This window comes from Azospirillum oleiclasticum (assembly GCF_013423485.1).
Taxonomy (GTDB): Bacteria; Pseudomonadota; Alphaproteobacteria; order Azospirillales; family Azospirillaceae; genus Azospirillum; species Azospirillum oleiclasticum.
On record NZ_JABFFR010000001.1, the window covers coordinates 190,310 to 204,921 of the forward strand.

The window sequence follows — 14,612 nt, forward strand, 5'->3', positions numbered from 1 at the left end:
CTCAGCCCCGCCGCAGCCGGTAGCGCGCCAGCAGGCCCGCCACCATCATGCACAGCAGCGACAGCGCGACCAGCACATCGGCGATGTAGTTGGGCACGGCGGTCGCCCGGCTCATGGCGTCCGCACCCACGAAGACGGCGGCGATGAAGACCGCGGCACCGACGACCCCGATGGGGTGGAGCTGCGCCAGCATGGCGACAACGATGCCGCTGTAGCCAAAGCCCGGCGACAGGTCGAGCGTCAGATAGCCCTTCAGCCCCGTCACCTCCGCCGCCCCCGCCAGCCCCGCCAGCCCGCCGGAGACGAGCGCGGTGCGCAGCATGATGCGCGTCACCGGCATGCCGGCGAACTGGGCGGCGCGCGGGTTGGCGCCGACGGCGCGGTTCTCGTAACCCCAGACCGTGCGCGTGTCCACGAACCACAGCAGCGCCGCCAGCCCCAGCGCCAGGAGCAGGCCGGCGTGCAGCCGCGTGCGCTCCACCAGCTTGGGCAGCTCCGCCGCCTCGATCACGGGGGCCGACTGCGGCCAGCCCATCCCCATCGGGTCCTTCAAGGCGCCTTCCAGCAGCATGGAGACGAACAGCAGCACGATGAAGTTCAGAAGAAGCGTGGTGACCACCTCGTCCACCCCGAAGCGCACCTTCAGCACCGCGGGGCCGAGGAGGGTGGCGCCGCCGGCCGCCGCTCCGGCGATCAGCACCAGCGGCAGCAGCAGCCAGGATGGCAGGTCGAACAGCCCGCCGCCCAGCACCACGGCGACCAGCGCGCCCATGTAGAGCTGCCCCTCCGCCCCGATGTTCCACAGCTTGGCGCGGAAGGCGACGGCGGCGGCGAGCCCGGTCAGGATCAGAGGTGTCGCCCGCGTCAGCGTCTCCGTCAGCGCGAAGCGGGATCCCAGCGCCCCCTCCGCCATCAGGGCGTACGCGCGCGGCACGGAGGCGCCGCTCCAGGCGACCAGAAGGGCGCACAGCAGCAGCGCCGCCGCCACGGCTCCAGCCGGCGCCAGCAGGCTCAGCGCCAGCGGCACATGCGGGCGCGCTTCAAGACGCATGGGCGGACTCTCCAATAATGTCGGGCAGTATGTCCCAATGCCCGGCCATCAGCAGGCCGAGCTGGCCGACGCCGACGCGGTCGTGCGGCAGAAGGGGCGTGATGCGGCCGTGATACATGACGGCGATGCAGTCCGACACCGCCAGGATCTCGTCCAGATCCTCGGAAATCAGCAGCACGCCGGCGCCCTGCGCCCGCGCCTCCAGCAGCCGCCCGTGGACGTATGAGACGGCGCCCACATCCAGCCCGCGCGTCGGCTGGCTGGCGAGGATGAGCTGCGGCCCGTGCGCCAGCGTACGGCCGAGGATCAGCTTCTGCATGTTGCCGCCGGACAGGAGCTGCGTGCGCGCGTCCGGACCCGGGCAGCGCACGTCGAACTCGCGGATCACCGTCTCGGCGTGCGCCCGCGCGGCCCTGCGGCGCAGGACGCCGAAGCGGGAGAAGGCAGGATCGCGGTGCCGCTCGGCGATCAGGTTCTCCCACACGCTCATGGCGCCGACGAGGCCCGTGGCGTGCCGGTCCTCCGGGATGCGGGCGACGCCGCGGCGGATCATGTCCGCCGGGTCGGCCCGCCCGACCTCCGCCCCGCACAGGGTCAGCCGCCCGTCGTCGGGGTGGATCAGGCCGCTGACCAGATCGGCCAGCGCCGATTGACCGTTGCCGGACACCCCGGCGATGCCGACCACCTGATGCCGGCGCACGGTGAGCGACGCGGCGTCCAGCAGCGGCCGGCCGTGACCGGAGGCGACGGTGACGCGGGTCAGGGCCAGCACCGGCTCCCCCGGTTCCATGGCGGCGGGGGTCGGGGGCTTCACGCTGCGGCCGACCATCAGTTCGGCCAGCTCCTCCGGCGTCGATGCGGCGGTCCGGCGCGTCGCCACCAGCCGGCCGCCGCGCAGCACCGCCACACGGTCGCTGGCCGCGAACACCTCGTTCATCTTGTGGCTGATGAAGACCACCGCCAGCCCGTCCGCGGTCAGCCGTCGCAGCGTCTCGAACAGGCCGGCCGCCTCCTGCGGGGTCAGCACCGCCGTCGGCTCGTCCAGGATCAGGATGCGGGTGTTGCGGTAGAGCGCCTTCAGGATCTCCACCCGTTGCCGCTCGCCCACCGACAGGGACGCCACCGTCGCGTCGGGGCGTACGGCCAGCCCGAACCGCTCGGACAGGTCGAGGAGCCGCCGCTTCGCCGCCCCGCGGTCGGACCACAGGCGGAACAGCGGCTCCGTCCCCACCATCACATTGTCGAGCACCGACAGATTGTCGGCCAGCGTGAAGTGCTGGTGGACCATGCCGATGCCGGCGTCCAACGCCGCCCGTGGCGATCCCGGCGGCAACGGCTTGCCGAACGCCTCCACCGTGCCCTCGTCGGCCACGTAATGGCCGAACAGGATGTTCATCAGCGTCGTCTTGCCGGCACCGTTCTCGCCGAGCAACGCCAGCATCTCGCCGGCGTGCAGCTCCAGCGACACCGCGTCGTTGGCGACGAGCGGGCCGAAACGCTTGGTGATGCCGGCAAGGCGCAGGACCGGCTGGCCGGGTGGGGTGGGGGGCATGGGGGCTTTCGTGGGGGGAAGTGTACGCGTGGTGCCCCCACCCAGACCCTCCCCCATCTTGCGACGGGGGAGGGAGAGGAAAGCCCTTCCCCGTCCAGCGGGGGAGGGGTGGGTGGGGGCCGGGTGCCGGAACCTTACATCGTCGACTTCGGCTCGCCGTCGTTGACCTTCACGGTCACCTTGCCGTCGCGCAGGTCCTGCTCGCGCTGCTTCACCTTGCCCATCACGTCGGCGGGCACCTTGCCCTCGAAGGTGCCGAGCGGGGCGAGGCTGGAGCCGCCGACCTTCATCATGCTGTAGGGGCCGTAATCCTCGGCCTTGAAGCTCCCGGCCTTCACCTGGGCGATGGCGCGGTCGATGCTCGGCTCCATGTGCCAGAGGGCGCTGGCGACCACGGTGTCCGGGTACTGCGGCTGCGTGTTGATGACGTTGCCGATCGCCAGCACCTTGCGCTCCTTGGCGGCGTCGGAGACGCCGAAACGCTCGGCGTACATCACGTCGGCGCCGCGGTCGATCATGGCGAAGGCGGCTTCCTTGGCCTTGGGCGGGTCGAACCAGGAGCCGATGAAGCTCACCATGAACTTCACCTTGGGGTTGATCTCCTTGGCGCCCTCCATGAAGGCGTTCATCAGCCGGTTGACCTCCGGGATCGGGTAGCCGCCGACCATGCCGATCACGTTCGACTTGGTCATGGCGCCCGCGATCATGCCGGTGAGGTAGGCCGGCTCCTGGATGAAGTTGTCGAAGACCGAGAAGTTCGGTGCCTGGGCCGGGAAGCTGGAGCCCATCAGGAAGGCGGTCTTCGGGTAATCCTTGGCGACCGCGCGCGCGGCGCGCTCCACCCCGAACACCTCGCCGACGATGAGCTGCTGGCCGCCCTCGGCGTACTGGCGCATGACGCGCTCATAGTCGGTGTTGGCGACCGACTCCGCCCACACATACTCCACCTCGCCCCGCGATTCGGCGGCCTTGAGCGCCAGATGGATGCGGCTGACCCACTGCTGCTCGATGGGAACGGTGTAGATGCCGGCGACCTTCAGCTTCGTCTGCGCCATGGCCGGCAGCGCCATGCCGACGGCGAGCGCCGCGGCCCCGCCCAGCACCGTACGCCGCGCCACTTTCCCCCACGCACCCCAACCCATCATGATCCCAGTCCTCCTTGTTCCGGCCGGCTTCGCCCGTTCGGTCTAAGCCGTCGGGAGTTTCGCAGAACTGCAAGGCGAATGCCAAGCGCCCCCGTGATGCGCCGCAACCGCGCACGGGACCGAAGATGCCGAAAAGTCGTGCAGGCCCGTCAGCGTGTGCCGTACAGGCGGTCACCGGCGTCGCCGAGGCCCGGCAGGATGTAGCCCTGCTCGTCCAGCCGCTCGTCGACCGCGGCGGCGTACACCGGCACGTCGGGGTGCGAGTCGTGGAAGGTGCGCAGCCCTTCCGGTGCGGCGACCAGCACCGCCAGCTTGATGCTGGCGGCCCCGGCCTCCTTCAGCCGATGGACGGCGGCAACCGCCGACCGGCCGGTCGCCAGCATGGGGTCGATCAGCAGCACCAGCCGCTCCTCGATGTCCTCCGGCACCTTGAAGTAATACTCGACGGGGGTCAGCGTCTCCTGCTCGCGGTACAGGCCGACATGGCCGACGCGGGCGGACGGCAGCAGTGTGATGAAGCCGTCGAGGATGCCCTGGCCCGCGCGCATGATCGACACGATGCACAGCTTCTTGCCCGACAGGATCGGCGCGTCGAAGCGCGCCATCGGCGTCTCCACCGAGAAGCTTTCCAGCGGCAGGTCGCGCGTCAGCTCGTACGCCATCAGCGTGGACAGCTCGCGCATCACCTCCCGGAAACGGCCGGTGGGGGTGTCCTTCTTGCGCAGCAGGGTCAGCTTGTGCTGGACGAGCGGGTGATCGACGACGGTCAGGGTGGGGATCGGCATGGGCGGGTCGTTCGGGGCAGGAGGAAAGGGAGCTAGAAAACGGTGCCGTCGCTGAGAATGCGGATGGGGGGGCCACCGTCCGCGCGCCGCTGCCGGGCGATGGCGCGGCCGGCCGACCAGCTTCCACCCTGGAGCACCTTGGCGAGCGGGAAATCCTCCGGCCGTACGCCCAGCCGTGCGCGCACGCGCTCGGCCAGCCGGTCGAGCAGCGCCACCGTCAGCGCCCGCCATTCGACCACGGCCTCGTTCCCAACCTCCAGCGTGCCGTCGAGGATGCCGTCGTGCCTGGGCACCAGGACGCCGGTGTCGATCAGCAGCCCGCCGTTGCGGTATTCCGGCAGGCCGGTCAGCCGGTCGAGCCCGGTGACCGCGATCCCCGCCTCCTCCAGCGGCTCCACCAGCGAGTAGCTGAGCCACTGCGACAGCTTGTGGAACGGCAGGATGCCGGCCGCCGGATGCCGCCACGCGTCGCCCAGATTGACACCGTCCAGCGTAATGCGTCCGGGCCAGATCGAGCCCAGCCCGCGCAGCACCGCGCCCAGGATGGCCTCGGCCGGGAGCGCGCCATCCACCGCCTCGCCCTTCAGCGCGTCGTACAGCCCGCCGATGCGGCCGGGCGACCCGAACAGCGCCGGCGACGCCTCCAGCGCCCCGCCCAGCCGGCGCAGCAACCCGGCGCGCCCGTCCAGCCCGACCAGCGGGTTGTCGGCCGTCACCTGGAAACCGCGGGCGAGGTCGTCGGCGGTGAAGCGCGCCAGTGCCGCGGCGTCGGCCCGCAAGGGGCTGCCGGGATCGGACGAGAAGGCGCCGCTGCGGAACAGGTCGAAGCTGGCGATGGCCAGTCCCTCCGACCGCGCCAGCACCGCGCCGCCCGCATCCCGGTAACGCCAGCGTTCCCCGGCGCCCGCGTCCAGAAGCACACTGGTGACGGCGAGGTCGAAGCGTACGCGCGCCCGTTCGTCCGCATCGGCACCCAGCGTGGCGGACAGAGCCGCCCAGCGGTCGTTCGCTCCGACCACGAAATGCCGCCAGCGGCTGTGATACGGCACATCCAGATCCGGGTAGGCGGCGCGGGTCACCTCAGCCACCAGCGCCGCCGCCTCGTCCAGCTTGTCGGGATCGACGGCGAAATGGGTCAGCCGCCCGGCCTCCGCCTCCTCAAGCAGGTCGTGCGCCCGCCGCCGCACCGCGTCCGCGGTCAGCAGCCAGGCCACGTCCTCGGCGCGATCGGTGGTCAATCGGTCAACCCCCGCCCCTTGGCGACGCCCAGCTCCTCCGCCGTCGGCACGACCGGGGTGAAGTAGCCGGCGGCCTTCTTGGCGTCCATCTCCACCTTGGCGTCGTCGGGGATCAGCTCGTCGGGGATGGGGATCTGCTCGACGATCTCGACCCCGGCGCGGCGGATGGCGTCGGACTTCATGTTGCTCATCGACACCATGCGGTCGATGCGGGTGACGCCCAGCCAGTGGAACACGTCGGGCATCAGCTCCTGGAAGCGCATATCCTGGACGCCGGCCACGCACTCCGTCCGCTCGAAGTACGAGTCGGCCCGGTCGCCGCCGGGCTGCCGCTTGCGCGCGTTGTAGACCAGGAACTTGGTCACCTCGCCCAGCGCCCGACCTTCCTTGCGGTTGTAGATGACCAGCCCGACGCCGTTGTCCTGCGCCGTGCGGATGCATTCCTCGACGCCGTGCGTCAGGTACGGACGGCACGTACAGATGTCGGAGCCGAAGACGTCGGAGCCGTTGCACTCGTCATGCACCCGGCAGGCGACCTTGCGGTCGGGATCGGTCAGCGCCGCCGGATCGCCCAGCAGATACACCGTCTGCCCGTTGATCGGGGGCAGGAAGACCTTGAGGTCGTGGCGGGTCACCAGCTCCGGGAACATGCCGCCGGTGTGCTCGAACAGGCCGCGGCGCAGCTCGTGCTCGGTGATGCCAAAGCGCTTGGCGATGCCGGGCAGGTACCACACCGGCTCGATGGCGACCTTGGTGACCCGAGCGTCGCCGCTCTCCAGCAGGACATTCCCGTCGGCCTTCAGCCGGCCGGCGCGCATGGCGTCCACCAGCTCCGGCATCTTGATGCGCGCCTTGGTGACCGCGATGGTCGGGCGCACGTCCATGCCGCGCTCCAGATGCTCCGCGAACACCTCGGACACGACATGCCCGAAGGGGTCCATGGAGACGATCTTGTCCGCATCGAACCACTGCGGGTGCGGGCCGATGGCCTGTGCGGGGGCGGTGTTGGTCAGGTCCGGCACGTGGTAGGCGCTGAGCTGTCCGGCGGCCACCGCGAGCGCCCGGTACACCGCGTAGCTGCCGGCGTGCGCCCCGATGGCGTTGCGATGCCCGATATCGGAAAGCGAGGCAATGACCGGCCCGCGCTCCCCGGCCGTCGCCGCCCCCCATTTCACCGGCGGATGCCGTGGCCGGGACCCCCCGGGGTGCGAGGTGAGAACGATGTGGCGTGGCGGCTGGTTGCGCCGGTGTTCCATGTCCGTCCCTTGCCAAGGCCGTCAAGTGGTCATGGTGACACAGTTTCGGGCGTGCGCAAGGGGGATGGACGTTACGCCTCCGCCTCCTTGTCCCGGAACTCCTGTGCGATGGTGGCGAAGTCGTCGGCGATGGCGGTGAAGGCGTCGACCACGTCGGGGTCGAAGTGGGTGCCGCGGCCCTTGACGATGATGGCGACGGCCTCGCCGTGCGGGAAGGGTGGCTTGTAGCAGCGCTGGCTGATCAGGGCGTCGTACACGTCGGCGACCGCCATCAGGCGGGCCGACAGCGGGATGCGGTCGCCGCTCAGGCCGCGGGGATAGCCGGTGCCGTCCCAGCGCTCGTGGTGGCCGACGGCGATTTCGCGGGCCAGCCGCAGGAAGGAGCTTTCGGGGATCTCCAGCTCCTTCTCCGCGGCGACCAGCGCGTCGTGGCCCATGGCCGCGTGGGTGCGCATCACCGTGAATTCGTCGTCGGTCAGCTTCCCGGGCTTCAGCAGGATGGAGTCGGGAATGCCGACCTTGCCGATGTCGTGCAGCGGGGCGGATTTGAACAGCATGTCCACGGTGGCGTCGTCCAGGGCACCGGCGAAGCGGGCGTCCTCCCGCAGCTTCAGAGCGAGCGCGCGGACATAATGCTGGGTGCGGCGGATGTGGTTGCCGGTCTCGTTGTCGCGGGTCTCGGCCAGGGAGGCCAGCGCGCGGATCGCCACGTCCTGGGCCTGCACCAGCTCGCGGGTGCGCTCGGCGACGCGGCGCTCCAGTTCGCGGTTCTGGTCGCTCAACCGGCGCCGGGCGTCGCGCAACGCCACATGGGTGCGCACGCGCGCCTCCACCACCGGCGGCGAGATGGGCTTGGTGATGTAGTCCACCGCCCCCGCCTCGAAGCCGCGCGTCTCGTCCACCGGCTGGCCCATGGCGGTGATGAAGATGATGGGCACGTCGCGCGTGCGTTCGTCCGCCTTCAGGCGGCGGCACACCTCCATCCCGTCCATGCCCGGCATCATCACATCGAGCAGCACGAGGTCGGGCATGGGAGTGCCGGCCATCCGGGCCAGCGTCTGCGGCCCGTCCTTGGCCACCTGCAGGGCGTAGCGGTCGCGCAGCAGGTCGGCCAGGATCTTCAGGTTGATCGGCTCGTCATCGACGATGAGGATGCGCGGCTTCTCCGCGGCCGTACCGGTCATGAGCGCGCCTCCCTCATCGCGTGGACCGCCGCCGCGACGGTGCCGAGCGCGGTCTCCGCGTCGTTGAAGTCGAAGGCGGCGGCGTAGCGCGCCAACGCCGCGGCCGGGGCGGCGGCGGGCGTGCCATCCAGCAGGTCGGCCAGCTCCTCCGCCAGGTCGCCGGCCATGGGGTCGGCTGCGTCGAGCAGGGACGCGAGCTCCTCCAGCCTGGCGAGTGCGGCCGCGGTGTCCACCGACGGCGGCAGCGGGGATGCGGCGGGCTCGGCCGCAAGCACCGACAGCCCGTCCACCACGATCGCCAGGGCCGCGGCCAGCCGCGGCATCAGATCGAGCGGCAGTGGGTTGCCGCCCGCGGCGGCCTGCTCCGCCACCCCCGCCAGCATCGACACCTCGTGCGCGCCGATGGTGGCGGCGGTGCCCTTCAACGTGTGCGCGATGCGGTTGGCATCGGGCCATTGCCCCTCCTCGACGGCAGTGGCGAGCAGCGTGGCGTCGTCGCCATGATGGGAGGCGAAATCCACCAGGATGCGCCGCAGCAGCGTGCGATTCCCGTTCACCGCCCGGTCCGCCGCGGCGAGGTCGATGCCGGGCAGCTCGGTGGGGAAGGGTGGCGGCTCGGCGTGCCCGGCCGGTGCGGGGGCGCAGCGCCCCTTGCCGCCGCCGGCGGTGGGGGTGGCGCTGCGCGCACCCAGCGACCGCCGCGGCGCCAGCCAGCGGGTCAGCGCCGCGTGCAGCTCATGCGGGTCGATGGGCTTGGCGACATGGTCGTTCATGCCGGCCTCCAGACAGCGCTCCCGATCGCCCGTCATGGCGTGCGCGGTCATGGCGATGATCGGCAGGTCGGCCAGACCCAGCTCGCCGCGCACCACCCCGGTCGTCTGGTAGCCGTCGAGCCCCGGCATCTGGATGTCCATCAGCACCGCGTCGAAACTGCGCTCGCGCAGCATCTGCAAGGCGTCCTCGCCGCTGCCGGCGACCATGGCGGCAACGCCGACCAGCTCCAGCAGCCCGCAGGCGACCTGCTGGTTGATCGGGTTGTCCTCGACCAGGAGCACGCGCCGCCCGACCAGGGCCGACATGTCCACCGCCGGCTCGTCGTCGGTGCGCCGGCGCGGTGGCACCGGGGACGCAGGGGCGTTGCGGCCCAGCGCCACCATGATGGCGTCGAGCATGGTGGACGGGGTGACCGGCTTTTCCAGGATCGCGGCGACCGGTTCCGGCCCCAGCGCCTGCTGAACGCCGTCCTGGCCGTAGGCGGTGGTCATGATCACCCGCGGTTCGTGCCCCATCTCCACGGCGCGCAGGCGGCGCAGCGTCTCCACGCCGTCCAGGTCGGGCATGCGCCAGTCCAGCACCATCAGGTCGATGGGGGCCGAGGTTCCGGCGCGTGCGGCCTCCAGCCGGGCCAGCGCCGGCCAGCCGCCGGGCACCGATTCCACCGAAAGCCCGAAGCGTTCGAGCATGTCGGTGATGATCGATCGCACGGCGTCGCTGTCGTCCACCACCAGCGCGCGGCGTTCCTGAAGGTCGACCGGAAGCTGGCCGGGCAGGGCGTCGTGCTCGACGACCGGGCAGGGGATGGCGAAGTGGAAGGTGCTGCCGGCGCCCACGGTGCTGTCCACGCCGATGTTCCCGCCCATCAGTTCCACCAGCTGGCGCGAGATCGCCAGCCCCAGACCGGTGCCGCCGAACCGCCGGGTCATGGAGCTGTCGGCCTGGGTGAAGGGCCGGAAAAGGTTGGCGACCTGTTCCTCCGACATGCCGATGCCGGTGTCGCGGACATAGACGGACAGCTGGAAGGCGCGCTCCTCCCCCTCCGCCGGCATGCCGGAGACGCGCACCATCACCTCCCCCTGCTCGGTGAACTTCACCGCGTTCGAGACGAGGTTCAGCAGCACCTGTCCGATGCGCAGCGGGTCGCCGATCATGGTGGCCGGCACATGGGCGGCGAGATCCACCACCAGCTCCAGCCCCTTCTCGCGCACCTTCGGCTGCACCACCGCGCTGACCTCCTGGAGGACGTCAGCGATGTGGAAGGGGATGCGCTCCACCGACAGCTTGCCGGCTTCGATCTTGGAGAAGTCCAGGATGTCGTTGATGATGCCCAGCAGGTTGCGCGACGCCGCCTGGATCTTGGTCAGGTAATCATGCTGGCGCGGCGACAGCTCGGTCTGGAGCGCCAGATGGCTGAGCCCGATCACCGCGTTCATCGGCGTGCGGATCTCGTGGCTCATGTTGGCGAGGAAATCGCTCTTCAGGCGGTTGGCGCGGTCGGCCTCCTCCTTGGCGCGGGCCAGTTCCACCTCCGCCTGCTTGCGGTCGCTGATGTCCTTGTGGATGCCGGCGATGCGCACGGGCAGTCCGTCCTCGTCGCGCGCCATCACCTTGCCGGCCGCGAGCACCCAGGTCCAGCCGCCGGACTTGTGGCGCATGCGGAACTCGATCTCGTAGACGGGGGTGCGCCCGGCGATGTGGTCGTCGAGCGCCGCCTGCACGAAGCCGCGGTCGTCCGGGTGCAGCAGGGCCAGCCAGGTCTTGCCGCACTGGGGGATCTCCCCCTGCCGGTAGCCCAGCATGCCCAGCCAGTGGTCGGAGAAGAAGGCGCGGTCGGTCTTCGGGTTCCAGTCCCACAGGCCGGTGGTGGAGGCGTCGAGGGCGATCTGCAGCCGCTCTTCGCTCTCCTGAAGGGCGTGCAGGATGCGCTTGCGCTCGGTGATGTCCTGGAACACCCCGACCGAGCCGGTGATCCGCCCGTTCTCGCGCAGCGGCACCGAGACGATGGAGATGGGGAACAGCGTGCCGTCGCGCCGCACGAAATGATCGGATTCGGAGCGGTGGATCTCGCCCCGGCGCAGCGTCTTCAGCACCTCGCAATCGGCCTGGGCGACGCGCTCGCCGCTGACGGTCTCGAAATGCACAGCGTCGTGGAAGCTGATGCCGCGCATGTCGGCCAGCGACCAGCCCAGCAGACGCTCGGCCTCCGGGTTCATGAAGGTGCAGTGGCCGTCGCGATCCAGCGAGAAGACCCCCTCGCCCATGGCGTCGGTGATGCTCTGGAGGAAGCGGCGGCTTTCCGTCAGCTTCTCCTCCATCAGCTTCTGCAGCGTGATGTCGGTGCGGATGGCGATGTACTGGACGATGTTGCCGTTGCCGTCGAGCAGCGGCACGATCGTGGCGGCGACCCAATAGTTCGACCCGTCCTTGGCGCGGTTGCAGATCTCCCCGTGCCAGACCTGGCCGCCCATGATGGTGTGCCACATCTCCTCGAAGAAGCCGGACGGGTGCAGGCCGGAGTTGACGATGCGGTGGTCGCGCCCGATCAGTTCGTCGCGGTCGAAGCCGCTGATCTGGCAGAACTTGTCGTTGGCGTAGATGATCCGCCCGGAAACATCGGTGATGCTGACGATGGCGTGCTGGTCCAGCGCGAATTTCTGCCGCTCCAGCTCGCGCTGTGCCGCCGCCCGGTCGCGGACCAGCGTTTCCATAACCTGCGACAGCTCGTCCAGCCCGGTCGCGTCGTCGCCCATCTCCGGCAGGCCGTCGGCGCGCAGTAGGCTGTTGGCCGTTGCGCGCAGCCGGCCGATGGCCTCGGTCTGCACCGCCGCGTCGCGTCGCAGCCGCTCGTTCGCGTCGGCCAGCTCCTGAGAGCTGATCTGCAGGCTGCGGGCGCGCAGGCTGAGGTCGCGGTCGTGCTGCTCGTAGCTCTGGTCGATGCGGCCCAGCAGCGTGCCGGCTTCCGCCAGGAAGCGCGCGGCCTCCGGGCTCACCCCGTCGCGGGCCGCGAGCGTCTTCACCACGTCCAGCACGCCCGCCAGCTCCTCGGGCGTGCGCAGGCCAGCCACCCGCTTGAGCTGGCTTTGCAGAAGCCTGTGCATGCCGGTCAGGATTCCGAAAGGACGGCGACCGTCATGGTCTGGTTGTGGAGCTTGCAGTCGCTCAGCCCTTGCATCGGGCTGATCTCACCGTAGGAGTAGAAGCCGGCCAGCGTGCAATCACCGCCCAGATGGTCGGCGACGGCCTGCACCTCCTCGTCCACCTGATCGCCCATCACCAGCTTGCGGCCGACGCAGCTCACCAGCAGGCCCAGCGACGGGCCGGTCGGAACGAGGTCGCGCGTGCTGCTGCGAGCGGCGGATTCCGCCCCGTGGATCAGCGCGTCGGTGCTGGCGTGCATCAGGCGCAGGTAGAAGCCGTCCGCCACCGTGCCCGCCAGCGTCAGGCTGCCAGCGGCCTCGTCGATGCCGAGGATGGTGCGGATCAGGCCGACCGCCGAGTGGTTCTCGTTCAACAGCTCGAACGGGAAGAGAAGGCCCGACGCCGGCAGGTCCTTCGCGTAGTCGCCGAGATAGCGCTTGTAGACGTTCAGCGCCGGCTCGCCGTCCAGCTCGTACAGGATGTTGCCATCGCAGCGCGTGACCTTGCGCGCGGGGCCGAACGGCTCCCAGCCGCCGAAGGATCCGTGGCCGAAGCGCAGCCGGTCGCCGTAGAGCCCGACCGCCACCACGCGGTTGTCGGAGACGCCGGACGGCGACAGCACGAAGGTGCGCACGAACGCCCCGTCATCGCCGGCCAGGCCGCCGGACACCGGGATGCCCGAACCGACCCGTCCGACCAAGCCCTCGATCAGCGCGCTGCCGTTGATGTCGGTGCCGCGCCCGAACAGCAGCACGCCGGCGAGGCCCGGATCCGCCAGCGCCGCGCCCAGCTCGTCGCCGGCCGCCCGGGAGCCCGACAGCCCGGTCAGCTCCGCCTCCGCCACCCGCACGGTGGTGTCACCGAAGGCGATGGCCGTGACCACGCAGCTTCCATCGAGCACACCGTCCGCGGTGATCTCGCCCGCGGTCGTGCAGCCGGCGAGACCGGCCTTGGGAAAGATGGTGCGCAGCGCTTCGGCGAAGCCCGGTTCCGTCAGCGCCACGACCGAGCCGAACACCAGCACCAGATCCGGTTCGATGGCCTGGAGTGGCGTCAGGGCATCGGCCGCCGGCGCGCCCGCACGTGATAGCTGCTGCAGAACCCGCATGGCTGTCCATCCCGACCGCTGGAACGGCCGGCTATGCGTCTTGTGGATGCATAGGACCGGCCGTATTACAAACAGGCGGAAGGTAATGTCGCCGATCTTTACAAAAAGTTGAAACAGATCGGCCAAAACGCCGCAGGCGCGCAGCGCCGCCGGCCTACTCCCCGCTGTCGGCCGGGTGCACGGGCTGGTGCGGGAAGCCGGCCAGGGGGCCCATGCCCATCCGGTCACGCTCCACCGCGGGTTCGCTCTGCATGTACAGCGCGATCAGCTCGGCCAGGGAGCGCAGGGCGTTGACATGGGTGCGTTCGTAGCCGTGCGAGCTGTCGACGCCGAAGCAGACGAGGGCTGTGCGGATGTCGTTGCCGGCCTCGATCGCCGCGGCGCTGTCGCAGCGGTAGTAGCGGAAAATGTCGCGCTGGTGGCGGATGTCATGCTCCCGGCACAGCCGCAGCAGCTTCTGCGTCAGGTGGTAGTCGAAGGGACCGGTGCTGTCCGCCATCGCCACCGTCACGCCGGATTCCCGGCTGTTCTGGCCGGGGGCGGGGGTGGCGTTGTCGATGGTGACCATCTCCGTCACATCCTGGTGCAGCACGGCCGACGCGCCGGACCCGACCTCCTCGGAGATGGTCAGCAGCAGGTGGCAGTCGACCGGAAGCGGCACGCGGGCGTCCAGCACCGCCTTGGCCGCGGCGAACATCACCGCGACGCCGGCCTTGTCGTCGAGATGGCGGGAGTTGATGAAGCCGGTGCCGGTGAATTCCGGCTGCGGGTCGATGGCGACGAAATCGCCGATGTTGAAGCCGTGCCGGACCAGATCGACCTCGCTGGAGCACACGGCGTCCACCCGCAGTTCGACGTTGTCCCAGGCCACCGGCTGGGTGTCGATCTCGGTGTTGAAGGTGTGGCCCGACGCCTTCAGCGGCAGGATGGTGCCGCGGTAGCTGCCGCGGTCGGTGAAGATGGTGCAACGGGCACCTTCCGCGAAGCGCGCCGACCAGGTGCCGATCGAGACCAGCTCCAGCCGTCCGTTCGGCTTCAGCATCTTCACCATGGCGCCCAGCGTGTCCACATGGGCGACGATGGCGCGGTCGGGCCGGCTCTGCTGGCCGGGGATGTCGGCGCGGATGGCGCCGCGCCGCGTCAGCTCGAAGGGGATGCCGAGGCGCCGCAGCTCCTGTCCGCAGAAGTGTACGATCTCGTCGGTGTAGCCGGTGGGGCTGGGGATCTCCAGCAGGCGGCGCAGGAAGCCGGTCAGATAGTCCATGTCGATGGACGGGCATTCGACGCGCGGGCGCTCGTCGCCGATGCACAGGGAACGGTGCGGTTCGGTGTGTGTGGTGGATGACATGACATGCTCTCCGCGATCGTTTGGCCCGCG

General features: G+C 70.2%; 10 protein-coding genes. All 10 read right to left on the reverse strand.

Features of this window, described 5'->3' with window-relative positions; all coding sequences use genetic code 11:
* Position 1 precedes the first annotated feature (1 nt).
* The 10 genes from HL658_RS00880 to HL658_RS00925 all read right to left on the reverse strand — a co-directional run bounded on the left by HL658_RS00880 (position 2) and on the right by HL658_RS00925 (position 14,582).
* The gene (locus HL658_RS00880; protein WP_180280012.1) at positions 2–1,051 is read right to left on the reverse strand and encodes an ABC transporter permease; all 1,050 of its coding nucleotides are present in this window, start codon (positions 1,049–1,051) and stop codon (positions 2–4) included.
* The gene (locus tag HL658_RS00885; RefSeq protein WP_180280013.1) at positions 1,041–2,603 is read right to left on the reverse strand and encodes an ABC transporter ATP-binding protein; all 1,563 of its coding nucleotides are present in this window, start codon (positions 2,601–2,603) and stop codon (positions 1,041–1,043) included. Before HL658_RS00885 ends, HL658_RS00880 begins: the two co-directional genes overlap by 11 nt.
* 134 nt (positions 2,604–2,737) lie before the next feature.
* Entirely contained in the window at positions 2,738–3,748 is a 1,011-nt protein-coding gene (locus HL658_RS00890; protein ID WP_343054975.1) for a BMP family protein, read from the reverse strand.
* Between the two features lie 149 nt (positions 3,749–3,897).
* Positions 3,898–4,533: a uracil phosphoribosyltransferase gene (upp, locus tag HL658_RS00895; protein WP_180280014.1), complete on the reverse strand. Its 636-nt coding sequence runs from the start codon at positions 4,531–4,533 to the stop codon at positions 3,898–3,900.
* Positions 4,534–4,565: 32 nt separating this feature from the next.
* Complete coding sequence (locus HL658_RS00900) at positions 4,566–5,771, reverse strand: URC4/urg3 family protein (RefSeq protein ID WP_180280015.1); 1,206 nt, start codon at positions 5,769–5,771, stop codon at positions 4,566–4,568.
* Positions 5,768–7,027, reverse strand: a complete 1,260-nt coding sequence (locus HL658_RS00905) for a GTP cyclohydrolase II (RefSeq protein ID WP_180280016.1) — start codon at positions 7,025–7,027, stop codon at positions 5,768–5,770. The genes HL658_RS00900 and HL658_RS00905 overlap by 4 nt, the downstream gene beginning before the upstream one ends.
* A 71-nt stretch (positions 7,028–7,098) precedes the next feature.
* Positions 7,099–8,211, reverse strand: coding sequence for a response regulator (locus HL658_RS00910; protein WP_180280017.1), 1,113 nt, complete (start codon positions 8,209–8,211; stop codon positions 7,099–7,101).
* Positions 8,208–12,086: a PAS domain S-box protein gene (locus tag HL658_RS00915; protein WP_180280018.1), complete on the reverse strand. Its 3,879-nt coding sequence runs from the start codon at positions 12,084–12,086 to the stop codon at positions 8,208–8,210. Before HL658_RS00915 ends, HL658_RS00910 begins: the two co-directional genes overlap by 4 nt.
* Positions 12,087–12,091: 5 nt before the next feature.
* Entirely contained in the window at positions 12,092–13,234 is a 1,143-nt protein-coding gene (locus tag HL658_RS00920; protein ID WP_180280019.1) for an FIST signal transduction protein, read from the reverse strand.
* 154 nt (positions 13,235–13,388) lie between these two features.
* Positions 13,389–14,582 (reverse strand): osmoprotectant NAGGN system M42 family peptidase, encoded by a 1,194-nt coding sequence (locus HL658_RS00925; protein ID WP_180280020.1) that lies wholly within the window; start codon positions 14,580–14,582, stop codon positions 13,389–13,391.
* Positions 14,583–14,612 lie beyond the last annotated feature (30 nt).